Here is a 25,502-nt window from a genome sequence, read left to right as displayed (position 1 = left end):
TCCATTCGGGCAGCGCACCTGGCCGAATTGCGGACATAGGGGCAGCGCACCCCGGCACAGCGGGGCGGCCCACGCGGTTGTGACGCGTGTCCCGCCGGGGCCGTGGGACCCGCCGACCGCGGCACCGGCCAAGTAGAGTCCGATCCCATGACCGACGACTCCAGGCGCCGGCACCTCACCCCGGAGGAGGCCGCCGAGCTCCGGCGACGCGCGCGCGAACGCCGTGGCTACGCCGACCCCGGCGCGCCGCGGGACCCGTCGGCCAGGCCCGACCGGGGCGACCGGGGCGTCCGGCGGGACCCCCGCGCCGCGGGCCGTGAGCGTCCCGTGGGTCGCACCGGCTATCAGCCACGCCAGCAACCGGAGCCGCTGTCCCCGGAGGAGCGGGCCCGCTACGCCGCCCGGGACCGCCGCGACCCCGCTGCCCCGCGCGCCGGACGCGACCCGCGAGCCGGGCGCGACCCGCGAGCCGGGCGCGATCCCCGCGACCCCCGCGACCCGCGAGCCGGGCGCGACCCGCGGCAGCCCGCCGGTGCCCGGGCCGGCTCGCGCGACCCCTACCGGGGGACCGTCGACCGCCGCGGCCGGCGGCCCGACCGTCGTCCCCCGCGCGGGGCGGCGGGGATGCCGCGCGGCCCCCTCAGCCGCCGCACCCCGCGGCGCCGGATCGGGCCCCTGCGGATCCTCGGACTGGTGCTGGTCGTCGTGCTCACGCTCGGGGTGGTGAGCGTGCTGTGGGCGGATTCGAAACTGCAGCGGATCGACGCGCTGACCGACTACCCGGGGCGAGGCGGCAACACGCCCGGCACCGTCACCCTGTTGGTGGGCACCGACTCCCGCGAGGGGTTGACCGCCGAGCAGCAGGCCCAGTTGTCGACCGGGTCCGAATCGGACGCCGGCGGCAAGCGCACCGACACGATGATGCTCGTCTACACCCCCCGCGGCGGGGACCGGACGATGCTCATCTCCCTACCCCGTGACCTGCTGGTCGACATCCCCGGTTACGGCGAGAACAAGCTCAACGCGGCCTACACCTTCGGCGGTCCACCCCTGTTGGCGCAGACCCTGGAACAGCAGTCCGGGGTGCGGATCGACCACTACGCGGAGATCGGATTCGGTGGCTTCGCCGGGATCGTCGACGCGGTCGGCGGCGTGGACATCTGCCTCGACGAGCCGATCAACGACCCGCTCGCCGGACTCGACCTCGCCGCCGGGTGTCAGACGCTCGCCGGCCCGCAGGCGCTGGGCTTCGTGCGCACCCGCTACGGCTTCGCCGAGCAAGACCTGCAGCGCGTCCGCAACCAGCGACAGTTCCTCGGTGCGCTCATGCGCAAGACGCTCTCGCCCGGGAACCTGCTCAATCCGTTCACGGCCGTGCCGCTGGTGAACTCAGCGTCGGAGGCGGTCACCGTGGACACCGGCGACCACATCTGGAACCTCGCCATGGTGATGCGTCGACTCAGTGGTGACCCGCTCACCGTGACCGCGCCCCACGACGGGATGGCCTCCGGGTCCGTGGGCTCCTACCTCGTGTGGGGCCCCACGACGACCGGGTTCTTCGACGCGGTGGCCTCCGGGCGGACCCCGGGACCGGAGTTCCTCGACACCGGGCCGTGAGCGGCGGAGCTCAGCCGGCCGGGGTGATGGAGACGATCCCCCACGTGCCGCCGGGGTTCTCGGCCACGCGGACGCGCTGCCGGATCAGCACCGGGTCGGCCCCCGGCGGGTACTCGGTGAGGTCCACCTCCAGCAGGGTCGGTGACAGTTCGCGTACGTCCACGCAGTGAGTGGTGCCCTCGGGGACCCGCTCGACCCCCTCGACGCGCAGCTGCTCCTCGGTCATCCGGCTGGAGGGGGCGACCGCCTCGAAGGCCTTCTCGGCCGAACGCTCCACGTAGTAGGCGTGATCGAAGGCCAGCACCGCCCCGGCCGGTGTCTCGAGCGAGCCCGGTCCGGACCCCGCCACCCGGCCGGGTCCGGACACTTCCACGCACCCGGCGTCCCGCTCGGCCGCCGGGCTGGCGGCTCCACGGGTGACGACGAACCCGAGGACCGCGGACCCACCCAGCACCGCGACCCCGGCGGCCGCCAGCAGGGCGATCCGCGCCGGGCGGCGGTCGAGCACCACGGGGGCCGGCGACGGTTCGTCATCGGGGAGGTCCCGGTCCGCGGACGGGGCCCCGAGCGAGAGGGTGGACAGGTCGTCCGCCTCGCGCCGGGCGCTGCCGGTCCCGGCCGGCGCCGCCGAGGTGCGCGGCTCCCCCGTCGCCGGGGCGTGGGCGTCGCCGCCGGCGGCGCCGAGGGTGATCCGGGTGGGGGGCGGGGCATCGGCCGACGGTTCGGGCTCACCTGACCCGGCCCGCCCGGCATCCGGGCCACCGGCCTCGCCGGCCGACCGGCCCGCCGCGGGGACGCCGGGCATCGCGTGATCGGGGGTCGGCCCGGTCCGCAACCACGGCGGAACCGTCACCTCCGGGAGCCTGGGGGCCTCGTCGTCGTCGCCCGCCCTCGGCCGGTCGGCCACGCCGCCCCACCCCCTCACTCCACTCCGCGTCGACTCATCGCGACACGGGTCATCGCGTCACGGGCGACCGCGGTCGCCATCGGAGTGGATCCTAGAGGCCGCCGCGCCCGGCCGGGGGTTCATACCGCGGGGGCCGGGCGCGTGGTGCTTTTCGGGGAGCCGCCGTCTAGCGCAGGGTCACCTGACGGGCGCGCAGACCGTCGCGGGAGGACCGCTCGTCCGACGTGAGGGGCGTGTCGTCGGCCAGGGCGTCACGCAGCGCGGCGTCGAGTGCCTGCAGACCCGGCGCCCATTCCTGGTGGTGCATCTCGCGATCCAGGTCGAACACCGGCACCAGCACCCCGTGCGTGCGGAACGACCCGGCGAAGCGGGACCCCTCACCCAGATGGAGCGCGCCGGCGGCGTGCACGCGGGCGAGCGCCTCGAACAGGTCGTCCTCGTCCTCCGGCCGCACCCAGCGGATGTGTGCCTTCTCGCCGGCGTCGACCCACCAGGCGGCCTCGATGCCGTCAGCGGAGACGCGCGCCGAGGGCATCATGACCTCGTTGGCGTTGCGGATCGCCTGCTCGATCTCGGGCCCCACGTCCACGCCGTCGGCGACCCACCACGAGAAGTCGTCGTGGACGACGATCTCCAGCGGCGCATCGGCGACCACGACGTCGGCCAGTGTCGGGGTGGAGTCGGTCGGGTGCGACGAGGTGAGGGTCTGCCCGCCACCGGCGCGGGTCGCCCAGTCGACCGCGTACGCGAGATCGACCGCCGGGTCCGGTCCGTGGACCTGCACCTGCAGGCCCACCATGGCCTGGCCGCCGAGCTCCTCGTCGCGGACCAGGCCCGCGATGGCGCCGGGCAGGACGGTCGCCAGCGTGACGTCCCGCCCACCGTCGACCGTGGTGAGGCGCGCGGTGGCCGACGGCACGAACTCGCGCATCGCCACCATGTCGCATTCCCCGGCGAACCCGGCGAACGGCCGCGGCTCGACGCTCAGTTCCTCACGCTCGGCCGCGCGCGCGGCGATCTTGGCCTGGCGGTTGCCACCGGCCTTGGGCTCGTTGTTCCGATTGCGTCTACCCACGATCACCACGATACGGTGCGCCCCCGCCGACCGCCCGCGTAGGCGTCGGACTCGGGTCCGGGCTCGCACCCGGACTGTGACTCGGGCGCATCCGCACCCGGCCGGTCCGCCCGTCAGGCGCCCGCGGGCCCCTCGGTCCGGGGCGCGCCGCCATCGAGGACGGTCAGTGCGCGCGAGGGGACGTTGGTGCCGACCCAGTCCACGCCGAGGTCGCGGCACAGCAGCAGGTCGGCGGGGTCGTCGACGGTCCAGCAGTAGGTGCCCATCCCCCGCGATCGCCAGTACTCGACCAGCCACGGCCGCGCCCGCAGTGTCCCGATGCTCGGTCCCATCAGCTGGGCACCGAACCCCTCGGCCGGCCACGACTTGAGGACGTTCCGACGGTCGCGCAGCTGGACGGTCGGCACGTCCGGGGCGAGCCGCCGGAAACGCCGCACGGCCGTCACCGAGAAGCTCATCATCACCGCGCGGGAGTCGGCGAACGACGTGGCCCGGTCGAGGCCGAAGTACTTCAGCTCGTCGTGCAGGGCCGTCTCGACCCGACCGCCGGACGGCACCGGGTGCTTGGTCTCGAGGAACAACCGGACGTCCGGGTACGCCTCTGCCATGACGAGGAAACTGCGCAGCGTGAGCACCGCTTCGGGGGTGCGGTGCACGGGGTGCCACGACCCCACGTCAAGCGCGGAGATCTGCTCGAGGGTGCTGGCGTGGACCCAGAGATCCCTGTCGGCGACGCGGGTGGTCCGCGGGTCGTGGAGCAGGACGGGCACGCTGTCGGAGGTGAGGCGGACGTCCACCTCGAGCGCCTCGGCGCCCTGCTCGAGGGCCTGCTGGTAGGCGACCCGGGTGAGTTCGGGGAATTCCGCGGAGGCGCCGCGGTGTGCGACGACGCCGCTGCGGGTGGAGACGGGCGAGGGCAGGTGGGTGGTCGCGGGGACCGTCACGTCTCAATCCTTCCGGGTTGCTGACGCTTCCAGGATCCCCGCCGCGATGAACCTGCGGGTGAACCGCGGGGAAGGGTCACTGAAACTCCTCATGACGCCCCGGGTCTCGCGGACCGCCCACGCCGCGGCGAGTGCGGCGAGGGCGGTGAGCAGAACGGTGTCCGCTGCGGCCTGGGGGCCCTCCCCGGTGCCGCGCCACAGGGCGACCGCGACCGCCAGGGTGTTGACGGCCCAGGCCGCCCACCACCGCCGGAGGTCCGAGCGGGACGGGGCGCGGGTCGATGCCCGGCGCAGTTCCTCGAGGTAGACGGGCAGGCGGAAGAAGTTGACGACGACGAGGAGGGCACCCACCCACAGGCCCGCCCGTGACCGGGGGTCCCGAACCGGTGCGTACGCCCGTCGCCGCATCTCCACCAGCCAGGCCGTCGCCGTGACGGCTGCGGCGATGCCCACGGCGATCGCGACGATCCCCGCCACCCAGACCAGGGCGGTGGTGAGGGCCTCGAGCCACCACGGCGCGAGCCGGTCGGCGTACCAGACCAGGGCGGCGTAGCGCAGCCCGTGGGCCACCGCGGTGGCGAGGAACCAGGCGCCGGCCGCCCGCATGATCCCGGGGGCGGCGGTGGCCAGGCGGGCGGGTGCCGGTCCTGCCGGCTGCTCGAGGTGGCGCGGGATCGCGACCGGCGGCAGTCCCCACCGCGGGGTGCCGGGGTAGGCCGGGGTGGGGTTGCGCCACGCCGTCCCGGTGCGGTGCCGCGGGACGGGCGGCCGCGTCACGGGCGTCGGGGGTCGCCACGGCGGGTGGGCGACCCAGCGCCACTGCCCCTGCCGACGCGGTGTGGTCATGGCGACCATGCTGGCACAGCCCGGGTGGCGTCGGACGGCGGTGTGCCGCGGTCCGCGGGTCCGCTCACGCGCTCGTTCCGGCGGACGAGATCCGGCGGTCCATGTCGCCGACGTCACATCAGGGGTGACGGAACGCAACGGCGTGTGTATGTTCGTGTTCAGTAGTTGAAAACGTTCGTTGTATTTCTGTAGATCCACCGTCCTCGAGGGGGCAGTGCGGCACCGCAGGGAAACACACAGCACGCTCTCTGCTGCAGCACCCGGTACTCCGACAAGCGGGGCACCGACTCTCGAAAGGACGCCATTATGGCTACCGGTACCGTGAAGTGGTTCAACGCCGACAAGGGCTTCGGCTTCATCGCCCCCGACGACGGCTCTGCCGACGTCTTCGCTCACTTCTCCGCCATCAACGGCACGGGCTACCGCTCGCTCGAGGAGAACCAGCAGGTCTCCTTCGACGTCGCGCAGGGCGCCAAGGGCCTGCAGGCGGAGAACATCACCCCGATGTGATCTGACGTCAGAGTGATCTGACGTCCTTCGGAATCGACGAGAGGGCCCGGCAGGAGAGATCCTGCCGGGCCCTTTCGCATGTCCGATGGTGTGACCCCTCGGTCCGACCATCCGCTCCCGCGCCCGAACAGGCGCGGGAGCCCCCCCCGGTCAGATGGGGCAGGCGACGCCGCTGCGGACGTGGCAGTCGTAGCCGCCCGGGTTCTTGACCAGATACTGCTGGTGGTAGTCCTCGGCGTAGTAGAACGTGCCGGACCGGACCTCCCCCAGCTCGCCGATCTCGGTGGTCAGCGGTCCGTAGCCGGCGGCGGCGAGCTCCTTCTGGTAGCCCTCGGCGATGCGGCGGGCCGCCTCCAGCTGCTCCGGCGTGGTGGTGAAGACGGCCGAGCGGTACTGGGTACCCCTGTCGTTGCCCTGGCGCATCCCCTGCGTGGGGTCGTGCCACTCGAAGAACGTGGCCAGCAGCTTCTCCACCGGCAGCACCTGCGGATCGAAGACCACCAGCACGGCCTCGGTGTGGCCGCTCGCCCCGGTACAGGTCTCCTCGTAGGTGGGGTTGGGCGTCCACCCGCCGGCGTACCCGGCGGCGGTGGTCCAGACTCCGTCGAGCTGCCACAGGATCTTCTCCGCGCCCCAGAAACACCCCATGCCGAGCACTATCGTCTCGTGGCCCTCCGGGAACGGCGGGACCATCGGGTTTCCGGTGACGATGTTCGCGGGCGCCACCCGCACCGGGTCAGCGCGGCCCGGGAGCGCCGCCTCGGCGTCGACGACCGTGGTCGCGGTACGCATGGCGGATTGTCTGATCGCGTCTTGTAGCCAGCCCATGCCGCCAGGGTAACCCTCTGGCCCACCTGTGATCGGGACGTGATGTGACCAATGCCATAGTCGCCGCTAGAGTGGTGACCAGTTCGACCGAGGGGAGGCTCGACGTGACCGCTACACAGCCCGCCGCGCAGCGCCTGCGCGCCATCCTCGACGGCGAGCCGCCGCAGCCCTTCGAGGGATCCGGCTGCAGCGATCACGTCCGCCGCCGCAACCTCCACGCGAGTGTCGCGGTCGCCCTCGCGCTCCTGATCGTGCTCGTCGTCCTCCTGGTGATCTGACCAGGCACGGTCATCACGCCAGACAGTCGCGGGCGACGCGCACCAGCAGGGGAGCCCACGGCGCACACGCGTCCTCCGGCAGCGTCGCGATGTGGGCCATCTCTGCGGCCGGGACCCAGCGCAACTCCGCTATCTCGGCCCGGTGCTGCTGCCCGCCATCCACCTCGGCGGCGAATACCTCGGAGACCAGGGAGAAGCCGGGCTCGTTGGCGGTCGCGGTGTCGAACCGCCCCAGGTGGGTGAGCAGATCGGGGGCGATGGTCACCCCCAGCTCCTCGTCGATCTCCCGGGCTGCGCACGCCCGGGGCGACTCCCCGGCCTCCCACTTCCCGCCGGGCAACATGAACCGGTCGGTGCCCGCCTTGCGGACGGTCGCCACCGCACCGTCGGGGCGGGTGAGCACGACGGCCGATACGGAGATGATGCCGCCGACCGGGGCCGTATCAGAGTGATCCATGACCCCGATCATGGCAGGCCATCGGCTCGGGCGGCGGCCCGCGGTCGCGCAGCACGACGCACCGGTGGCCGGATCACTATGGTGGAGGTGGACGTCGTGACGGGCGCCACGGGGACTCCCTTGCGCAGCCCGCCACCCAACTGAAAGGACACTCCACTATGGCCGAGTACGTTCTTCCCGATCTCGACTACGACTACGGCGCTCTCGAGCCGCACATCTCCGGCGAGATCATGGAGTTGCACCACTCCAAGCACCACGCGACCTACGTCAAGGGCGCGAACGACGCCATCGAGCAGCTCGCCGAGGCCCGCGAGGACGGCAGCATCGCCGCCAAGGCCCCGCTACTGAGCAAGAACCTGGCCTTCCACCTCGGTGGCCACACCAACCACTCAGTGTTCTGGAAGAACATGTCGCCGAACGGTGGCGACAAGCCCGAGGGCGAGCTGGCCGCCGCGATCGACGCCGAGTTCGGGTCGTTCGACAAGTTCCAGGCCCACTTCAACGCCGCCGCCACGACCCTGCAGGGGTCGGGCTGGTCCGTCCTGGGTTGGGACCACATCGGGCAGCGCCTGATCATCCAGCAGCTCACCGACCAGCAGGGCAACATCTCGATCAACATCACCCCGCTGCTCATGCTGGACATGTGGGAGCACGCCTTCTACCTGCAGTACAAGAACGTCAAGCCGGACTACGTCAAGGCCTGGTGGAACGTCATCAACTGGGCGGACGTGGCCGAGCGCTACGCCGCCGCCAAGGGCTGACGACGAGTCCGATCCCGCGGCTCACGTGAGCCGACCGCAGCCCGGGTAGCACTCCCCCGGGTCGCGGTGGTCCGTGATCCAGGCGCTCGGGAGCACCACCGCCGACCGATGTCGGCGTGGTGCTCCCGAGCGCTTTGTCGTGCCCGGTGTGCGCGTCGGGCGCCCCGGGCGCGTGCCGGCCCCGGACGAGCGTCCACTTGGGTAGCGTCACCCACGATGCGGTGAGGGGAGTCACCGCCACGCGCACCCGGGGAGAGACGATGTCCGACAACCTGATCACCGTCAGCCGCCGCACCGTCCTGGGCGGGGCCGCCGCACTCGGCGGGGTCGCCGCGCTTCAGTCGCTCCTGCCGACCGTCGCCTCGGCCCAGTCCACGGCCATGTACGTCGGCCGCGGCATCGGGGACATGACCGGAGAGCCGCTGGGCGCGGGCATGAACGGGTACGCGGACACCGAGCAGCAGTCCGTCGGGCTGCATCTGCGGCAGCGGGCCCGCGCCTTCATCTTTGCCGACTCGCCGTCGTCGACCCGGTTCCTCCACGTCACCGCCGAGATCGGCCTCGTCTTCCAGTCGATCCAGCAGGAGGTGTTGCGCCGACTGGCCGCCGAGTTCGGCGACACTTACCACGAGGGCAACGTGGTCATCACCGCCACGCACACCCACGTGGCCCCCGGCGGGACATCCGGCCACCCGATGGTCGACCTGTCGATGCTGGGCTTCCGCCCGGTCACGTTCGAGGCCAACGTGGCCGGGATCGTCGACGCCGCCCGGATGGCCCACCACGATCTCGCGCCCTCGAGCGTCGGTGTCACCACCGGCGCGCTGCACGACGCCGGCGTCCAGCGTTCCCGCGGGTCGTTCGACCGCGACACGCCCGAGGAGCGGGCGCAGTTCCCGGCGGGGATCGACCCGCGGTCTCAGTCGTTGCAGGTCACCCGTGACGGCCGACTCGTGGGCGTGCTCAACTGGTTCGGCGTCCACGCCACCTCGATGACCTCCCACAACACGATCGCGTCCTCGGACAACAAGGGTTTCGCCGCATGGCACTGGGAGCGGGAGGTGGCCGGGCAGGACTATCTCGACGGCCGCACGCCGGAGCTGGTCACTGCGTTCGCGCAGACCAACCCCGGCGACGTGAGCCCCAACCTCGACCTCTCCCCCGGCCGGGGACCGACGCCCGACGAGTGGCTCAACACCCAGATCATCGGCGAGCGACAGTTCGCGGCCGCGAGGGACCAGGTGGACAAGGGGGTCCGGCCGCTCGGCAGCGGGATCGACGTCCGGCACCGCTGGGTGGACATGTCGGCCGTCGAGGTGCGGCCCGAGTTCACCGGCGACGGGCGCACCCACCGGACGGCGGTGGCGGCCCTCGGCGCGTCATTCGCGTCGGGCAGCCAGGAGGACGGCGGCGGCGGGGACGAGCTGCCCTTCGCGGAGGGCGACCGCGGCGGCAACCCCGTCATCGCGGCTATCACCGACGTGGTGATCCCGGCCTGGCTCCGCGAGGCGCACGGCGCCAAGGACGTCCTGCTCCCGGTGGGCCTGGTCCCCCACGCGATCCAGCGCGTGTACCCGTTCCACCTGGTCCGACTGGGAACGCACTACCTGTTCACCCTGGGGTTCGAACCGACCGTCGTGGCGGGCCTGCGCCTGCGCCGGACCCTGGCGGCGGAACTGGGTGTGCGCGAGGACCACGTCACCGTCCAGGGATACTCCAACGCCTACGGGCACTACGTCACCACGCCCGAGGAGTACTCGGCGCAGAACTACGAGGGCGGCGCGACGGCGTTCGGCCCGTGGACCCTGTCGGCGATCCAGCAGGTCGCCGCCGACCTGGCCCGCTCGATGCGGGCCGGGACCCCGCTGGACCCCGGCACCTCCGAGAGGGACCTCACGGGGCAGATCCCCGTCTCCCCGCTGGGCAACCCGCTCGTCGACACACCGGCACCGCTTCGGGACTTCGGCGACGTCCTGGACCCGCCGCTCGCGGAGTACCGCGTCGGACAGCGGGTCGTGGTGCGGTTCTGTGGCACCCACCCCAACTCCGACCTGCGCCGGGGAGACACCTACCTGGCCGTCGAGCGTCGGGAGGGCGTCCGGTGGGTGCGGGTGCACGACGACGGCGACTGGTCCACGATGATCGTGTTCGAGGGGCTGCTCACCGTGACCAACGCAGTCATCACGTGGGACATCCCGCCGGGCACCCCGGCCGGGGAGTATCGCGTGGTCTACACGGCGTCGGGCCGCGGGATCGACGGGCGCCTGTTCCCCGTAAGGGGGGAGAGCCCGGCCTTCGACGTGCGCTGAGGCGTGGTCTGGGACACTGGAGACGTTAATGCTTGCACTTCCTAGTGCTTGCGTCGTCAACAGAAAGGACATCGCCCGTGGACATCAAGGGTGCTTCCGTCATCGTCACCGGCGCCGCCTCCGGCCTGGGCAACGCCACCGCGCGCTCGTTCGCCGAGAAGGGCGCGGTCGTGTTCGGCCTCGACCTCCAGCAGTCCATCGACAAGGCGGTCGAGCAGGGCATCGATGAGGGCATCACCCTCATCGCCGCCGACGTCACCAGCGAGGACGACGTCAAGGCCGCCATCGCCAAGGCCACCGAGGCCGCGCCGCTGCGCGTCGTGGTCAACTGCGCCGGCATCGCCCCGGCCGCACGCATCGTCTCCAAGAAGGGCGTGCACGCGCTCGACCTGTTCCAGACCTGCATCTCTGTGAACCTCGTGGGCACGTTCAACGTGCTGCGCCTGGCCGCCGAGGCCATGTCCACCCAGGACACCGTGGACGAGGACGGCCAGCGCGGCGTCATCATCAACACCGCCTCCGTCGCCGCCTACGAGGGCCAGGTCGGCCAGATCGCCTACGCCGCCTCGAAGGGTGGCGTGTACTCGATGGGCATCTGCGCCGCGCGCGACCTCGCGCAGTTCGGTATCCGTGTCAACACCATCGCCCCGGGCACCATCGAGACCCCGATGCTGAAGGGCCTGACCGAGGAGTTCCAGAAGTCTCTCGAGGCCGCGATCCCGTTCCCGTCGCGCCTCGGCCGCCCGTCGGACTACGCGCAGCTGGCGAACGCGATCGTCGAGCACGACTACCTCAACGGCGAGTCGATCCGCATGGACGGCGCGCTGCGCATGGCGCCGCGCTAGCAGCCTGCCCGGGGGCCGGACTCAGCGTCCGGCCGCCCGGTTCGGTACGACCGAGGCCCGCCCCCTGCGACGGGGGCGGGCCTCAGTGCTGCGCCTGGATCAGTCGGCGCGAACCGGGGTCAGCCGCGGCCGTTGTCGAGCGCGGGGCCGGAGCCGGAGCCGGAGCCGGTGCCGGGGCGGCGTCGGGAGCCGGGGCCCACGGCAGCGGGGGCAGCGGGGGCAGGACGATACCGGCGGCGGTGGGCGACGCGTGGACCACCGGGAGGAAGTAGATACCCGCACCGACCGCGGCGACGGAGCCGAACCCGAGGTGTCGAGGGAACCCTCGCCGGTGGCGTTGGCATCCAGGATGAGCGAACCCAGGTCCTCGGGGACCGAACCGTTACCGGCGGACTCGCCGCTACCGACCGAATCGCCGCTATCCGCGGAATCGGTGTTGCCCTCCGTAGAGCCGCCGATGAGGCTGCCGAGGTCGATGCTGCCGGACGCGTCGCCGTCCTGCGCGGTGGCGACGACCGTGGCGCCCGGGATGGCCAGGCCAGCGGCGGCCGGAACCGCAGCCGCTTTGCGCAACCTCCCGAAAACCGCTCACGCACTGCGGATATCACCGCGCACTCAGCCGAGGCGGGAGATCCACTCACGCACGGCCCAGGTGGCCCGCACGTCGTCCTCGTTGTAGGTGAGGATGCGCTCGCGACCGGCGTTCCGCTCGACGCCCCGCGCCGCCTGCGCGGCGCGGTACCACCCGAGCGAGGCCTCGCCGCCGGCCTCGGGATCCCGCCACGTGAACCCGGCGGCAGGGGCGACCACCTTCAGCCCGAGACCCGAGGTGGAGACGAACTGGGTGGTGACCGACTCGTGGACGTCCACCCAGAGCGGGGAGGAGATGAAGCGCCGGACCTCGGCGACGGAGGGGACCCCCTTGACGACGGCAACGGTGCCCTCCGGACCGAACCTGCCGGCCGACGAGAGCAGCCACCCGTTCTCCGCGGATCGTGAATAGCAGTAGGCCCGGAACGACCGCCCCTGCCCTGCCGCCCTGTCGCGGATGGCGGTGAGCCAGCGCCAGAACTCCGCGAAGGAACGCCCCTCGTCCGGATCCGGCAACCGCGCCCAGGTGGCGAACGGCCTGTACCCCTCGGCCTCCAGGGGCCGCCCGTCCCTCAGCGTGAGCAGTGTCCCCCACAGATAGGCACCGTCGTCGAGGTGGCTCTCCAGGTCGACGTCCACCTCGATGTCCGCACGCGGGATGCTCGGCCGGGCCACCTTGGGCACCACGACCTCGCCATCGCGGTGTGCTCTCGCCCGCAGTACCGCGTCGGAGTACGGCTCGCCGTTCCAGTCCGTGGGCCGGTCCGGCCCGGCCTCAGCGAGTTCCGCCACGGTCCGGATCCCCCGGGCCCGGAGGGCCCCGACCTGTCCCCCGCCGACGACAAGACTGACGTCGTCGGCCACGACGAGCTTGTCGCGGCAGCCCTCGACGGGCCCGTCCCGGTCGTCCCAGCCCTCCCACCAGGGGCAGGTGCGGCACTCGCCGATCCGGCTGGGCGCGGTGTCCAGCTCACCACGTACCACGGCCAACCGCGTGGCGTGGGTCCGCTCGGCCGAGTCGAGTACCGGCCCGAGGTCATGCACCACCGCGCGCGCCGACCCCAGCCCCAGCACCGCACCGACCGGCGACTCCGCCGCGTGCCCCACCGCCCGCAGCAGTCGCCACGCGTGGACGAGCCGGTCCAGATCCGCGGGGTGACGCCGCACCCGGAGAGAGGGATCGGGCGAAGGGGCCCAGTCGAGCAACCGGGTCACCGTCGCCGTCGAGGCACTCCTCCCCCGTCGCGGATCGACCACCTTGTGATTGACCACCAGAACCGGCGCGTACCCATCTCCGGGCACGGCCGCCAGGGTGCACCGGAGGCCCGCCCGGCCCCCGTGCGGATCGGCGGGAAGAGCCGCGCCCCACACCAGGGTCGCCCCGTCGGCCAGGGCCCGGAGTGTCGACCTCTCGTCGTCGTCGCCCGGTACGTCCCCCGGCAGATCCGTCCAGTGGTCCCCCACCACGTCCACCACCGCGGCGTCGGGGCGAGCGCCCGCGAGTGCGCGCTCCCTCAGTCCCGCGCGGCGATCCGCCGCAGCCATGGCCCGCAGCCTGACGCCCTCGTCGATCGGCGCGGTCCGCCACCACCCCGGCCGGGCGTCGCGCTCCCGGGCCACACGGTGCAGACATCTGGCCCCCGAGGCCGGCCCCACCACCGTCGCGTCGGGGGCGCGGTGCGTGGTGCTCCCGGCGTCCTCCATCGCCGTCCATCATGGACCAGACACGCCCCGCACGACGGTCCGGTCCTCAGTACGGGCCGATTCGCATAGGCTGGAGACCTGACGTCCGCGACGAGAGAAGGATCGACGCCCATGGGCAAGCTGACGACCTACCGCGACAAGCGTGCCGAACTCCGCGCCCATGCTTCGGCGCTCAAGTCCACGGCCATGACCGAGGCCAAGCTCGCGGCCAAGGAGACACGCAAGAAGGCCAAGGAGGCGCACCGCGTGGAACTGGCCGAGGCCAAGGAGCGCGCCAAGCTCGAGCGCAAGAACGCCGACCGCAAGGCCCGACGCGCCGAGAAGCGCGCCGAGAAGCGCGACAAGCTCGACCGCAGGTCCGCCAAGCGGAACCGCAAGAACGAGAAGGTCCACGCCAAGCAGGAGCGCGCCACCATCAAGCGCGAGGCCAAGCTGCTGGCCAAGGACCGGAAGCTCGCCGAGAAGATCGACTCCGCAGGTCGCAAACACGAGTACGAACTCGCCGAGATGGAGCTGAAGAAGCTCGAGGGCACCAAGCTCACCAAGGATGACCTGCAGCGGTGGCTGAGCATGGCCAAGGTCGCCACCCCGGTGCTGTTGCCGATGGTCTACAAGGCCGTCTCCAACGTGCAGGGGTCGCCGGGCAAGCCCGCCGGCCCCGGGGGCGTGGACCTCGAGGCCGCCGGCATCAACGCCACCGGCCCCGGCGCCGCCCTCGCTGTCCGCATCGTCCGCCTCGAGCAGACCCTCGACCAGCTCGACGTGAGCCGCGGGAGCGAGCATGAGGTCAAGGACTTCATCTCCTCGACCCGGACCCGTCTCACCGATCTGCGGACAGCGGTCGAGACCGCCGAGACCACGCCCACCGCGCAGCGGCGCGAGATCCACTCGTCGATCTCCGGCGAGCTCGACCGCATCAACAAGGACATCTTCGCCCGCCTGGGCGTCAAGGCGTGACGGCGCTCCGGGGGCGGTTGGCGTCCGTCGCGGTCGCCGCCGCCCTGGTCGGCGGCGCGGCCGCTCCCTCGGTGGTGCTCGCACCGGTCGCCGTCGCCCACTCGGTGTTGGTCTCCATCGACCCGGAGGACGGATCCGAGCTGGACACCCCGCCCGACGAGATCGTCCTGACCTTCAACGAGGAGATCAACCAGAACTTCGCCTCCGTCGCCGTGACCGCCGGGGACGACCGCGCCACCCGGGTCGTCGGCGACCCCTCGGTGGCGGGCGAGGTCGTCACTGTTGAGGTCGATGATCTGGGGCCCGGTGCCTACACGGTCGGATACCGGGTGACCTCGTCCGACGGGCACGTGGTGAGCGGATCGTCGGTCTTCACCGTGGCGGGCGCGGAGGCGGGCGCGGAGTCCGGCGGTGAGTCCGGCGCGCAAGCAGGCGGTGAGTCCGGCGCGCAGGCAGGCGCAGAGCCCGGCTCGCAGCCCACGGCCGGCGGGGACGCCTCCCCGGCGGGAGGGTCCGATGCCGGGGCCGGCGAGGAGGCAGACGTCGCCGACGAGGCGGACGTCGCCGACGAGACCTCGGGCGAGGACACCGGCGTCAACCCCGCGATCTGGGTCGTCGGCGGTCTGGCGATCCTGCTCATCGGCGGCGCGTTCGTGCTGCTGCGCCGCGGTAACTGACCGGCGAGGTCGCTCCCGGCCCCGAGCGCCTTCGGCTTACGCGCCCTTTCTGGACCACTCCCCCAGCGCAACCCCTGCTGAACGCTCTCTGTCAACCTGTTGTGAGTCGGTAGGGGCTACTTTGTTGGTGTTTTTTTGTTGGGGAGGTTGATGCCGACGAGGTCGGCGGGAGTCGGTGTTCGGGGGCGGGTGTGGAAGCGTTCGGGATGGCGGTTGTAGTAGCGCTGCAGGGCCCGGTCGCGGGTCTTCCACGTGTCCGTCCAGGAGCCGTCGCCGACTTGGGCAGGTGAGAACAGAGCGATCCCGGAGTGCTTGTGTTCGTGGTTGTACCAGGCCACGTAGTCGGTGAGATAGGCGCGGGCGGCCTCGATCGTGTCGAACACGCGCGGGTATCCGGGCCGGTACTTCATCGTGCGAAATCCGGCCTCGGAGAACGGGTTGTCATTGGAGACGTACGGCCGGTTATAGGACAGGTCCACACCACACTCGTCCAGGTATTCCTTCAGCGTGTTCGAGGTCATCGCGGAGCCGTTGTCGGCGTGCACGACCTGCGGCGCGCCCCGCTTGTCGATGGCCTCTGTGAACATTTCCACTGCCAACTCGTTGCACTGGCGCTGCTCAACGCGCCATCCCACGATCTCGCGGGAGTAGATGTCGGTGATCTTGTACGCCTTGAACGCCACGCCCCGCCAGGGGGTTTTCAGGTCGGTGATGTCCCACGACCAGGCCTGGTTCGGGCCAGTGGCGCTGACGACCGGCGCCTTGGCCGCGCGGCCTTGGTGTTTGCGCTGAGGGATCGTCGGGCGCAGCTCCTGCTCCAGATCGGCGGCCACGCGCCACCAGTGACGACGCGAGCCCAGCATCACCCCGTCGTCCCACGCAGCGGCGAAGGAGTGATCGACCGATTCGCCGCGGGCCCAGCCGGCAAGGATGTGTTCGCCGATCTTCTCGCAGTCGGCCTGACTGATCCGCGAGGGGTAGTCCCGGTCGGCCTGCGCAAGGGGCTCGACCACGGCAGGTCGTGGATTGTGCCGGTAGTGCCAGGTCCCGCTCGACAGGCCGGTCATCTTGAGTGCTTGACGTTGCGAGCCCATCGATGCGGTGAGGTCACGGACCAGCTGGTTCTCGGCGGTCAGGAACTTTTCGGCTCGTTCGTCTGGCTGGTATCGGGCTCGTGCTCGCTCAGCTGATGCAAGAGCCCGATAGCTTTTCCCAATGCCTCGTTGGTGGCCTCCAGCTCCCGGATCCGGGCACGCAGCTGCTCGTTGTCTGCTTCCTCTTGGACGTCCTTCTTCGCGATATGGCGTCGTTGGTTGGGAGTGGTCATCCTCCCACCTTCTCGCGGAACCAGACCACGGTCGAGGTCGCCGTCATAGACCGCGTCACGCCACCGCCGAAGCTGATGCATCGAGAACGACTGCTTGTCGACCCACGCATACTTCGTCCCGTAGCGCAGTCGCTCGTACTCGTACACGATGGACCGGATCTCGTCATCCGTGTAACCAGGCGCAATAGACATCAGTGAACACTCCAGACTTCTTGCAGTCAGTGACTCACAAGCAGTCTGGCAAAGAGGGGAAACGTACATTCCCCACGCGCAAGTCACCGGGGCAGCGGCCGCCCGCGCGGGCTCCGGCCTACCGCCCCGGCAGGAAGCGCATGGCGTCGGTGGCGGGCGCGAGGAGCTGCTGCCACCGCGTGCGCGGCACGAACGACGGCCCGCCCATGTGCACGACGCGCTGCGTGGCGATCGTCTGGGCTTCCGTGTACTTGAGCAGTCCCTCGTCGCCGTGGCGTCGCCCCACCCCGGACGCGCCCATGCCGCCCATCGGGCCGGCGACGGAGCCCCAGCCCGCGACATAGCCCTCGCCGACGTTGACGGTGCCGGTCCGCAGGCGAGCGGCGATCTGCTCGCCCTCGGAGTCGGACCCGGCGAACACCGATGAGTTGAGCCCGTACTCGGTGTCGTTGGCGCGGGCGATCGCCTCCTCGACGGAGTTGACGGGATAGATCGACACGACCGGGCCGAAGGTCTCCTCGCCGTGGCAGGTCGCGCCGGGGGGCACATCGGTGAGCAGGGTGGGCTCGTAGAACAGCGGTCCCAGGTCCGGCCGGGCGCGTCCGCCGGCGAGGACGCGCGCGCCCTTGGCCACCGCGTCGTCGACGTGTGCGGAGACGGTGTCCAGCTGGTCGCGGGAGATCAGGCTGCCCATCTCGGCCTCGAAGTCGTAACCGGGCCCGACGCTCATGGACTGCACACGCGAGGTGAGCTTCTCGATGAGCTGCGGGGCGACGGAGCGCTCCACGTAGACCCGCTCGACCGAGATGCACAGCTGACCCGAGTTGGAGAAGAACGCGCGAGTGGCGACCTCGGCCACCTCGTCGAGGTCGGCACCCTCGGTGACGATCATGGCGTTCTTCCCGCCGAGTTCGGCCGAGAAGCCGATCAGGCGTTCGCCGCACTGACGGCCCAGCGTGCGGCCTGTGGCGGTGGAGCCGGTGAACATGAGGTAGTCCGCGGTTTCGACGATCGCGCCGCCGACCGTCCCGCCGGAGCCGGGGACCACCTGGAACAGCTCGCGCGGCAGGCCCGCCCGGTAGAGCATATCGGCGGCGGCGAGGGCACAGAACGGCGTGATGGAGGCGGGCTTGATCACCACGGCGTTGCCCGCGAGCAGGGCGGCCAGCGCGTCGGTGACTGCGAGGTTGAGCGGGTAGTTCCACGGCGCGATCACGCCCACGACCCCCTTGGGCTGGCGGCGCACCACGGCCTTGGTCAGTCCCGGCAGCATGCCCTGGATCCGCTTGGGGGCGAGCAGTCCGGGCGCGGTCCGGGCGTAGTGGCGCGCGGTGATGAGGCAGTCCAGCACTTCCTCCTGCGCGGAGGCGCGGCTCTTGCCGGTCTCGGCCTGGACGATGTCCATGAGCTCGCCGCGGTTGCGCATGATCTGCTTGGCGAAGCGGGTGATGACGGCGACCCGGTCGGAGACGTCGCGTTCGGCCCACGCGACCTGCGCGGCACGGGCCCGCTCGACGGCGGCGGTGACATCGTCGGCGGTGCCGGCGGGGATCTCCGCGAGTGGTTCGCCGGTGAAGACCTCGGTGATCACCGACGACGGGCGGCTCGAGGGGTCGGCCCGGAATTCGGGGATCGCGACGAGGTCGCGGAGACGGTCGTACACATGGGGCGCGGGTCGGCTCATGGCACCGAGGTTACCGGCGGGTAAGGAAGAGCGGTACCGCCTCGGGCCGACCGGGGGCTTGACCCTGACGTTGTGTCAGGCCCCACGATCGAGCATGTGAGAGATGCTGGAGACATGACGACGAGGGACGGGCTGACCGTGGGTGCGGTCGCCGCGCTGGTCGGCGTGAGCGTCCGGACCCTGCACCACTGGGACCGGATCGGGCTGGCGCCGGCGAGCGGACGGACGTGGTCGGACTACCGGGTGTATGACGACGACGACGTCGCCCGCATCCACCGGATCCTGGTCTACCGCGAGCTGGGCTTCCCGCTGGCGCAGATCGGCGACCTGCTCGATGACCCGGACGTCGACGCCGACGCCCACCTGACCCGCCAGCGCGAGCTGCTGGTCGGACGCATCTCGCACCTGCAGGAGATGGTCTCCGCAGTCGACCGCCTGAAGGAGGCGATGGCAGTGAACGCACCGCTGACCCCGGAGGACCGGGCCGAGATCTTCGGCACGGACTGGAAAGAGGAATGGCAGGACGAAGCCGAAGAGCGCTGGGGAGACACCCCGCAGTGGGAGCAGTCGCAGCAGCGCACCCGCGGAATGTCCAAGGACGACTGGCGGCGGGTCAAGGCCGGGACGGACGCCCTGAACGCCGACCTGGCCGCGGCCAAGCGGGCCGGCGTCGACCCGGCCTCGCCCGAGGCGGCGACCCTGGCCGAGCGGCACCGCGCCTCGATCGGCGAGTTCTACGACTGCTCCCGCTCCATGCAGGTTCTGCTCGTGCGGATGTACCGGCAGGACGAGCGGTACGCGGAGAGCTACGAGAAGCTCGAGCCGGGCCTGACCGAGTGGCTCATCGCGGCGGTCGAGGCCGACGCCCGCGCGCACGGTGTCGATCCCGACACCGCCACCTGGGAGTGAGCCGGCCCGCACGAGCCGGTGGGCGATGTCGGACGGCGGACGTATCCTGGCCCGCATGAGCCGATGGACCACTGCCGACATCCCCGACCAGACCGGCCGGACCTTCGTGGTCACCGGCGCGAACTCCGGGCTGGGCCTTCAGTCCACCCGGGCGCTGACCGATGCGGGCGCCCGGGTGGTCATGGCCTGCCGCGACAGGCCCCGCGCGGAGAACGCCCGCGCGGGGCTCGCGCACCCGGACCGCGCCGAGGTCGTCGAGCTGGACCTGGCCGACCTCGACTCCGTCCACGCCGCGGGCGAGACGATCGCGGCCCGGACGCCCGACGTGCTCGTCAACAACGCGGGCCTGATGAACATCCCGCGTTCGAGCACCGCACAGGGCCACGAGATGCAGTTCGGGGTCAACGTCCTCGGCCACTTCGCCCTCACCGAGCACCTCGCACCCGCGTTGACGGACCGGGTGGTGTGGCTGGGATCGATCATGCACCGGTTCGGCACGGTGGACCCCGACGACCTGGACTGGACCCGCCGCCGCTACGCGCCGATGCCGGTGTACGCCGCCTCCAAGCTGGCCTGCGTCATGCTCGCCTACGAGCAGCAGCGTCGCCTCGACGCCGCGGGGTCGCCGCTGAGAGCGGTGGCCGCACACCCCGGTTATTCGGCGACCAATCTGCAGTACCGCAGCGGCAGCCGCGTACAGGACCTGCTGATGAAGGGCGTGGAGAAGGTCCCGTTCCTCGCGCAGCCGGCCGAGCGCGGGGCCCTGCCGCAGCTCTACGCCGCGACCGTGGAGTCCGTCCCCGGCGGCGCGTACATCGGCCCCGACGGCCCCGGCGAGCTCACCGGGTACCCGACGACCGTGAATTCCACCAAGGCCTCGCACGACCGCGAGGTCGCCGCCGCGCTGTGGGACCGCTGCCGGGAGATGAGCGCGCAGGGGTGAGTGCGTAGGGGTGACCGCCCGCGGGTAACCGCTGGCGGCGCGGCCTACCGAGAGGCCTTCCGCCCGGCCTTCCGAGGGGCCTCAAAACGATCCGCCCGGGGCCGCGTGGAGGGCACGACGGCGAGGCCGGGCCCTACGCGCGCCGGCGGGCGAGGGCGAGCACCAGCCCGCCCAGCAGAATCGTCCCGGCGGCGAGGCCGACCAGCGCGGTGGTCCCCACGCCGGTCACGGCCAGCTCGGCGGGGGCCGACTGTTCGCCGGGTCCGGCGGTGGCGTTCCCCGCGGTCGTCGCAGTGGCGGCAGGCGCGGCCGCGGCGCCGAGGGTCGCGCCCACACCACCGGTTCCGCCCTGCGTGGCCGCGGCGGGACCGTTCGCGCCGACCGGGGAGAGGTCGGCCTCGTCGTCGTCAACCTCGTCGTCGTCAACCTCGTCGTTGTCAACCTCGTCGTCGTCGACCTCGCTCGTCGCGCCCTGCCCACCGTCGGCGGCCGCCGTCTCGGCCTCGGCGCGACGGCGCTCGTTGTCCTCGTACGGATCCTGCAGCGCGGCGATCTGCACCGCCTCGATACTCCCCGCCAGCGCGCCGGGCAGCTCGGTGCCGGCGGCGTCCGCGGCGTCAGTGAGCAGCGCGCCGCCCTCGGCCGAGCCCTCGACCACACCGTGCCAGAAGTCCAGCTCGTGCGGATAGAGCTCGCCGGCCTGCTGCCGCTCCCCCAGCGCCGCGAAGAAACCGCCCGCGAACTGCACGCTCAGTACGGGGAAGATGTACTCGGGGATCGCGATCGATCCCAGCCCGATGGTGCCCGACCCGAGCGACCCGGTCGGGTTGGTGTAGACGGACCCCGGCAGGCTGCCCGAGGACGCCACGGACGCCGCCGCGGACCCTCCGGCCGACCCCAGTGCCTCGAGCGGCGCCACCGAACCGAGGGTCTGCCCCAGGGACAGTCCGGCGTCCGCCACAGGGGCGCTGCCCGTCTCGCGCAGCCCCTCGGACCCGAGCGCCCCACCGCCGATGACGATCTCCTCGGGAAGCTGGCCGATCAGTTGGTCCACACTGCTGTTGCCCGTCTCGGCGGGCAGCGCTGAACCCGACCCCGAGTCCCCCTGCGCGTACGCCACGGCGGGAACCGCGACGGCCGCCACCACGGCGGTCGTGACGGCGGCGCCGAGGCGCCTGGTCCGGACTCCGGAACCACGGGTCTGGGGCATCGGGACAGCCTCTCGTCGCAAGGGCGGGCCTGTGCGACCCGCGCACGCTGAGCGTACTACTGCGGTGCCGCCCGCCTGTAGAGCCCGCTGCCGGACCGGACCCGACCCACCTCCGGATCCGGCCTACTGCAGGGCCGAGGTGAGACGCGCGACGTTGTCGACGTACCGCCCCGGCCACGGTCGGCTCATCCACGTCTCGATTTCCAGCGTGGTGCAGTCCTCGAGGTAGGAGTCCACCACGTCGTTGAGTTCCGCGACCGCCTCCCCGCCCAGGACCAGCAGGCTGATCTCGAAGTTGAGGTTGAACGAACGCTGGTCCATGTTGCTCGAGCCCACGATCCCGGCGTAGTCGTCGATCAGCACCGTCTTGGTGTGCAGGACCGCCGGGGAACGGAAGCGGTGGATCACCACCCCGGCCTCGAGCAGTGCTCGGTAGTAGGACCGCTGGGCGTGGTGGACGAGGAACTGGTCGGCGTGCTCGGGGACGAACAACTCCACCCCCACCCCGCGGAACGACGCCGACGTGATGGCGTGCAGGAGAGCGTCGTCCGGCACGAAGTACGGGCTGACGATCCGCACCCGCTCCCGTGCCTGGCCGATGAGCTGGGTGAACATCCGAAGCCCTGGCTGCGTCCTGTATCCCGGGCCGGACGGGACCAGCTGGAACGCGCTCACCGGGTCGCCCGCCGTGGGGTCCCCGCCCTTGCGTCCGGGCGCCAGTGGCGCGCCCTGCGCCACGTCCTCCAGCGTGCCGATCACCTCGCCGGACTCGGAATACCAGTCCACCGCGAACACGCTGTCCATCGCCTGGACGATCTCCCCGCGGACCTCCATCATCAGATCGACCCACTCACGGCCGAGCCGGGCGTTGCGTGAACTGCCGTAGTGGCGCTCGATGAGATTCTGCGACCCGATGAACCCGTGCACCCCGTCCACGATGAGCATCTTGCGGTGATTGCGCAGGTCCGGCCGCCTGAACCGGCCGCGGAACGGGTTCACCGGGAGCATCAGATGGAACTCCACCGGGGTCCGCCGCAGCCGCGTCCGCAGCTTCGTGAACCCCCGGTAGCGCAGTGACCCGAGGTGGTCGACCAGCACCCGGACCGCCACCCCCCGCTCGGCGGCCTCCACCGCGGCGGTGAAGAACTCGTCGGTCTCGGAGTCCCACGACTGCGCGTAGAACTCGATGTGCACGTGGTCCCGTGCGGCACGGACCGCCTCGGTCATCGCCGCCAACGACCGCGTGTAGTCCGAATGCAGGCCGATGAAGTCCCCGGACATGGCGGGGATCGCGGTGAGAGTCCGGTTCATCTCCAGGATGGTCCGCACCCCCGGGTCCACGCGTACCCGGTCGGGAACGGTGGGCCGCTTCTCGAGCGCCCTGGCATAGAGATGGTTCGCCTCGGCCTGGATGAGGTGCCGTCGACCGGTGATGTAGGGATTGCCCAACAGGAGGAACAACGGCACGCCCACCACCGGGATGAACAGGATGGCGAGCAGCCACGCCTGCGACGACGACGGCTGCCGGTTCTCGGGGACCATCCCCAGCGCGAGAATCTTGATGACGTACTCGGTGATGAGCAGGCCCGAGGTGACCCCTGCCGGGAAGGACAGGTCGAGACCCACCGGTGTCGGGTTCACGACAACTGTCGGGTCAGGACCGTCCCGAGGGCGAGGGCACGGGGGTCGACCACCGTTCCGCCCCGCATCGTCCACCGCACCACGCCCGCCAGGGCACGCTGGGCGTACACCGAATCCGCAGAACCCAGCTCACGGGTCCCGGGTAGGACGACGAACGCTTCGTCGTCGGCGACCGCAGCGAGGTCCGCACGCAGGCCGACCCGGATCTCACCGCGATCCCGCAGGCCCACGATCCCGGCGGGGCGCGTGGCCATCCACCCGGCGACGTCGGAGAGATCGAACCCCCGGCGACGGGCCTCGGTCCACACGACCGACAGCCCGAGCCGGGCCGAGGCCACGGCATCGATCGTGCCGTCGCGCAACGCCTCCCACAACAACTCGCGGTTGGCGGCGTCCCGGATCGGCGGGTCGAGCCGCGCGACCGCAGCGCCGCCGTGGGTGACCTCCGAGACCAACGCCAGCATGTGCGGGCTGGTTGAGGCGGTCACACCCAGCCCGTCCGCCCTGGCCTCGCGCAGCAGGGGCAGTTCCTCGTGGTCGGACACCGCCCGGACGTGCAACCGACCACCCGTGCGCCGGCAGACCTCCAGAAGTCCGGGCAGGTCGTCCACTCCGGCGTCCACCGCGAACAGCCCGCCGGCCTCCGCGACCTCCTCGGCGGCCGCCACCACCTGTGCGGAGTCCAGGGTCGGCGCGCCGACGACGCCCTTACCGGCGGCCACCGCCGACACCCCGAACACGCCACGATCCAGCAACGTCCCGAGCCTGCCGAGATTCCCCGGAACCGCCGCGCCCCACAGGCCCACGTCCACCGTGGACTCGCCGGTCACGTCCTGCCGCCAGCGATCCACGTCCTCGGGGGTGATCGCCACCGGATCACCGTCGGTCCCGTAGTCGATCACCGAGGTGATCCCGCCCTGGGCCGCCGAGCGCGTGCCCACCGCGACGTCCTCGGTACTGACATGCGGGTCGACCAGCCCCGGCATGAGGACCACGTCATCACCGAGGGCGATCGTGTGATCCCCCGCCAGGCCGATGTCCCGCGCCTCCGACCCCGTCCGCACCGACGAGATCACTCCCCCGTCCACCGTGACCGCCGCCTGCTGGATGCGATCGTCGACGACCGCGCGTCGGGCGTGGATAAGGAGTTCGTACTGGGCCACGAGTGGCTCCTTCCGGGTTCTCGGACGATGGCGGGGCACCCTTCGCCCGCTATTGTCCCCCACGGGCGGGCTCCCCCGCGGGAGCGCGGCCGGATAGCGTTGCCATGACCAGACCACGTCCCAGGAGGCCCCGCATGACCGACACCCCCGCCGGATTCGTTCCCACCGCGGACCTCGTCGACGAGATCGGCGAGGACGTCCGCAGCTGTGACACCCAGTTCCGCGACCTCGGTGGCCGGACGGAGTTCTTCGGCCCCGTCTCGACCGTCCGGTGCTTCCAGGACAACGCGCTGCTCAAGAGTGTGCTCGGCGAGCCCGGCGAGGGCCGGGTCCTGGTGATCGACGGCGGTGGCAGCCTCCACACCGCGCTGGTGGGCGACCTCATCGCCGAGCTAGGCCGTTCCAACGGCTGGGCCGGGGTCGTGGTCAACGGCGCGATCCGTGACTCGGCGGTCGTGGGCGGCATGGACTTCGGCTGTAAGGCCCTCGGCACGAACCCGCGCAAGTCCAGCAAGAGCGGCGACGGCGAGCGTGACGTGACCGTGAGCTTCGGCGGGGTCGACTTCGTCCCCGGCGACACGCTCTACGCCGACTCCGACGGGATCGTGGTGCGCTGACCCGCCCGGGTCCTTCGTCCTACTCGCCCGGGTCCCCGCGGGGTGTGCTCGCGGACGGGATTGCTCAGGAGGCTCCCCCGAGGCTGGCGACCGGGATGGTGAGCACGTCGCCGATCGAGGCCTCGGGCCCGTAGCTGCCCAGGGAACCGGGCGCGTAGGAGCCCGTCGCGTTGGGCAGTTCCACCGACAGGATGATCGAACCGGTGTTGATCAGCCCGCTGAGCAGGTCCGTCAACGACCCGGTCCCGAGCGACCCGTAGCCGAGGCTGAGGGGGGAGACGGCCACGGCCGCGGGCTCGAGGTTCATGCACCGCAGAGCCTTGGTGTGGATCGTGATGTACAGGCATCCGGCGGCGTCGTCGAGATCCACCGGCTCCACGCGATCGATCTGCTGTGCCGTCGCCGTGCCGGCTCCGGTCAGCAGCGCGGCGGCGGCGAGTGCCGAGACGGTCGCGGCGAGGGTGGTCGTGCGCATCGGGAACCTCCGGGTCGTCGCCCCGCCCCACGGCG

25 protein-coding genes are annotated in these 25,502 nt (G+C 71.6%); 11 read left to right on the top strand and 14 right to left on the bottom strand.

Features of this window, described 5'->3' with window-relative positions; genetic code table 11:
- The first annotated feature begins 147 nt into the window (after positions 1-147).
- On the top strand, positions 148-1,617 hold the full coding sequence (locus tag OVA21_RS18025) for an LCP family protein (RefSeq protein WP_268093027.1): 1,470 nt from the start codon (positions 148-150) through the stop codon (positions 1,615-1,617).
- A gap of 10 nt (positions 1,618-1,627) precedes the next feature.
- On the opposite strand, the gene OVA21_RS18020 is transcribed toward OVA21_RS18025, so the two are convergent.
- The 4 genes from OVA21_RS18020 to OVA21_RS18005 form a co-directional block, all read right to left on the bottom strand.
- Positions 1,628-2,524 carry a hypothetical protein gene (locus OVA21_RS18020; protein ID WP_268093026.1) on the bottom strand — a complete coding sequence of 299 codons (897 nt, stop codon included), beginning with the start codon at positions 2,522-2,524 and terminating at the stop codon, positions 1,628-1,630.
- Between the two features lie 166 nt (positions 2,525-2,690).
- Complete coding sequence (locus tag OVA21_RS18015) at positions 2,691-3,602, bottom strand: DUF5926 family protein (RefSeq protein WP_442778963.1); 912 nt, start codon at positions 3,600-3,602, stop codon at positions 2,691-2,693.
- A 110-nt stretch (positions 3,603-3,712) separates the two neighbouring features.
- The gene (locus OVA21_RS18010; protein ID WP_268093024.1) at positions 3,713-4,543 is read right to left on the bottom strand and encodes a glycerophosphodiester phosphodiesterase family protein; all 831 of its coding nucleotides are present in this window, start codon (positions 4,541-4,543) and stop codon (positions 3,713-3,715) included.
- Between the two features lie 3 nt (positions 4,544-4,546).
- Positions 4,547-5,389 carry a DUF4328 domain-containing protein gene (locus tag OVA21_RS18005; RefSeq protein ID WP_268093023.1) on the bottom strand — a complete coding sequence of 281 codons (843 nt, stop codon included), beginning with the start codon at positions 5,387-5,389 and terminating at the stop codon, positions 4,547-4,549.
- Between the two features lie 306 nt (positions 5,390-5,695).
- Here OVA21_RS18005 and OVA21_RS18000 point away from each other — a divergent pair, with 306 nt between their 5' ends.
- Positions 5,696-5,899, top strand: coding sequence for a cold-shock protein (locus OVA21_RS18000; protein ID WP_268093022.1), 204 nt, complete (start codon positions 5,696-5,698; stop codon positions 5,897-5,899).
- 150 nt (positions 5,900-6,049) lie between these two features.
- Here OVA21_RS18000 and msrA read toward each other — a convergent pair whose 3' ends face one another.
- Positions 6,050-6,727: a peptide-methionine (S)-S-oxide reductase MsrA gene (msrA, locus tag OVA21_RS17995; protein WP_268093021.1), complete on the bottom strand. Its 678-nt coding sequence runs from the start codon at positions 6,725-6,727 to the stop codon at positions 6,050-6,052.
- A gap of 104 nt (positions 6,728-6,831) precedes the next feature.
- Here msrA and OVA21_RS17990 point away from each other — a divergent pair, with 104 nt between their 5' ends.
- Entirely contained in the window at positions 6,832-7,005 is a 174-nt protein-coding gene (locus tag OVA21_RS17990; RefSeq protein WP_268093020.1) for a hypothetical protein, read from the top strand.
- A 13-nt stretch (positions 7,006-7,018) separates the two neighbouring features.
- Here the strand turns inward: OVA21_RS17990 and OVA21_RS17985 are convergent, their stop codons facing one another.
- Positions 7,019-7,462 carry an NUDIX hydrolase gene (locus tag OVA21_RS17985; RefSeq protein WP_268093019.1) on the bottom strand — a complete coding sequence of 148 codons (444 nt, stop codon included), beginning with the start codon at positions 7,460-7,462 and terminating at the stop codon, positions 7,019-7,021.
- 158 nt (positions 7,463-7,620) lie between these two features.
- Between OVA21_RS17985 and OVA21_RS17980 the strand changes: the two genes are divergently transcribed.
- From OVA21_RS17980 to OVA21_RS17970, 3 genes are all read left to right on the top strand, one after another.
- The gene (locus tag OVA21_RS17980) at positions 7,621-8,223 is read left to right on the top strand and encodes a superoxide dismutase (protein ID WP_067714888.1); all 603 of its coding nucleotides are present in this window, start codon (positions 7,621-7,623) and stop codon (positions 8,221-8,223) included.
- A 260-nt stretch (positions 8,224-8,483) separates the two neighbouring features.
- Positions 8,484-10,532 carry a neutral/alkaline non-lysosomal ceramidase N-terminal domain-containing protein gene (locus tag OVA21_RS17975; protein ID WP_268093018.1) on the top strand — a complete coding sequence of 683 codons (2,049 nt, stop codon included), beginning with the start codon at positions 8,484-8,486 and terminating at the stop codon, positions 10,530-10,532.
- Between the two features lie 77 nt (positions 10,533-10,609).
- On the top strand, positions 10,610-11,377 hold the full coding sequence (locus OVA21_RS17970; RefSeq protein ID WP_268093017.1) for an SDR family NAD(P)-dependent oxidoreductase: 768 nt from the start codon (positions 10,610-10,612) through the stop codon (positions 11,375-11,377).
- A 615-nt stretch (positions 11,378-11,992) separates the two neighbouring features.
- On the opposite strand, the gene OVA21_RS17965 is transcribed toward OVA21_RS17970, so the two are convergent.
- Positions 11,993-13,672 carry a TM0106 family RecB-like putative nuclease gene (locus OVA21_RS17965; protein ID WP_268093016.1) on the bottom strand — a complete coding sequence of 560 codons (1,680 nt, stop codon included), beginning with the start codon at positions 13,670-13,672 and terminating at the stop codon, positions 11,993-11,995.
- Positions 13,673-13,783: 111 nt separating this feature from the next.
- Between OVA21_RS17965 and OVA21_RS17960 the strand changes: the two genes are divergently transcribed.
- The gene (locus OVA21_RS17960; protein ID WP_268093015.1) at positions 13,784-14,629 is read left to right on the top strand and encodes a DUF6474 family protein; all 846 of its coding nucleotides are present in this window, start codon (positions 13,784-13,786) and stop codon (positions 14,627-14,629) included.
- The gene (locus OVA21_RS17955; protein WP_268093013.1) at positions 14,626-15,306 is read left to right on the top strand and encodes a copper resistance CopC family protein; all 681 of its coding nucleotides are present in this window, start codon (positions 14,626-14,628) and stop codon (positions 15,304-15,306) included. The genes OVA21_RS17960 and OVA21_RS17955 overlap by 4 nt, the downstream gene beginning before the upstream one ends.
- A gap of 116 nt (positions 15,307-15,422) precedes the next feature.
- On the opposite strand, the gene OVA21_RS17950 is transcribed toward OVA21_RS17955, so the two are convergent.
- From OVA21_RS17950 to OVA21_RS17940, 3 genes are all read right to left on the bottom strand, one after another.
- Positions 15,423-16,424: an IS3 family transposase gene (locus OVA21_RS17950; RefSeq protein WP_268093186.1), complete on the bottom strand. Its 1,002-nt coding sequence runs from the start codon at positions 16,422-16,424 to the stop codon at positions 15,423-15,425.
- A gap of 14 nt (positions 16,425-16,438) precedes the next feature.
- The gene (locus OVA21_RS17945) at positions 16,439-16,825 is read right to left on the bottom strand and encodes a hypothetical protein (protein ID WP_268093012.1); all 387 of its coding nucleotides are present in this window, start codon (positions 16,823-16,825) and stop codon (positions 16,439-16,441) included.
- A 118-nt stretch (positions 16,826-16,943) separates the two neighbouring features.
- Positions 16,944-18,509 (bottom strand): succinic semialdehyde dehydrogenase, encoded by a 1,566-nt coding sequence (locus OVA21_RS17940; protein WP_268093011.1) that lies wholly within the window; start codon positions 18,507-18,509, stop codon positions 16,944-16,946.
- Positions 18,510-18,623: 114 nt separating this feature from the next.
- Between OVA21_RS17940 and OVA21_RS17935 the strand changes: the two genes are divergently transcribed.
- Both OVA21_RS17935 and OVA21_RS17930 read left to right on the top strand, forming a co-directional pair.
- The gene (locus tag OVA21_RS17935; protein ID WP_268093010.1) at positions 18,624-19,418 is read left to right on the top strand and encodes a MerR family transcriptional regulator; all 795 of its coding nucleotides are present in this window, start codon (positions 18,624-18,626) and stop codon (positions 19,416-19,418) included.
- Between the two features lie 55 nt (positions 19,419-19,473).
- The gene (locus OVA21_RS17930) at positions 19,474-20,361 is read left to right on the top strand and encodes an oxidoreductase (protein ID WP_268093009.1); all 888 of its coding nucleotides are present in this window, start codon (positions 19,474-19,476) and stop codon (positions 20,359-20,361) included.
- Between the two features lie 133 nt (positions 20,362-20,494).
- On the opposite strand, the gene OVA21_RS17925 is transcribed toward OVA21_RS17930, so the two are convergent.
- The 3 genes from OVA21_RS17925 to OVA21_RS17915 form a co-directional block, all read right to left on the bottom strand.
- The gene (locus OVA21_RS17925; protein WP_268093008.1) at positions 20,495-21,571 is read right to left on the bottom strand and encodes a hypothetical protein; all 1,077 of its coding nucleotides are present in this window, start codon (positions 21,569-21,571) and stop codon (positions 20,495-20,497) included.
- Between the two features lie 123 nt (positions 21,572-21,694).
- Complete coding sequence (locus OVA21_RS17920) at positions 21,695-23,212, bottom strand: phospholipase D-like domain-containing protein (RefSeq protein ID WP_268093007.1); 1,518 nt, start codon at positions 23,210-23,212, stop codon at positions 21,695-21,697.
- On the bottom strand, positions 23,209-24,375 hold the full coding sequence (locus tag OVA21_RS17915; RefSeq protein ID WP_268093006.1) for an amidohydrolase family protein: 1,167 nt from the start codon (positions 24,373-24,375) through the stop codon (positions 23,209-23,211). The genes OVA21_RS17920 and OVA21_RS17915 overlap by 4 nt, the downstream gene beginning before the upstream one ends.
- A gap of 134 nt (positions 24,376-24,509) precedes the next feature.
- Between OVA21_RS17915 and rraA the strand changes: the two genes are divergently transcribed.
- The gene (rraA, locus tag OVA21_RS17910; RefSeq protein WP_268093005.1) at positions 24,510-24,992 is read left to right on the top strand and encodes a ribonuclease E activity regulator RraA; all 483 of its coding nucleotides are present in this window, start codon (positions 24,510-24,512) and stop codon (positions 24,990-24,992) included.
- 64 nt (positions 24,993-25,056) lie between these two features.
- On the opposite strand, the gene OVA21_RS17905 is transcribed toward rraA, so the two are convergent.
- Positions 25,057-25,467, bottom strand: a complete 411-nt coding sequence (locus OVA21_RS17905) for a hypothetical protein (RefSeq protein ID WP_268093003.1) — start codon at positions 25,465-25,467, stop codon at positions 25,057-25,059.
- Positions 25,468-25,502 lie beyond the last annotated feature (35 nt).

It is taken from the genome of Dietzia sp. SL131, assembly GCF_026672565.1.
Lineage (GTDB): Bacteria > Actinomycetota > Actinomycetes > Mycobacteriales > Mycobacteriaceae > Dietzia > Dietzia kunjamensis.
The sequence above is the reverse complement of the archived record's forward strand: the minus strand, read 5'-3'. Positions and strand labels throughout refer to the sequence as shown.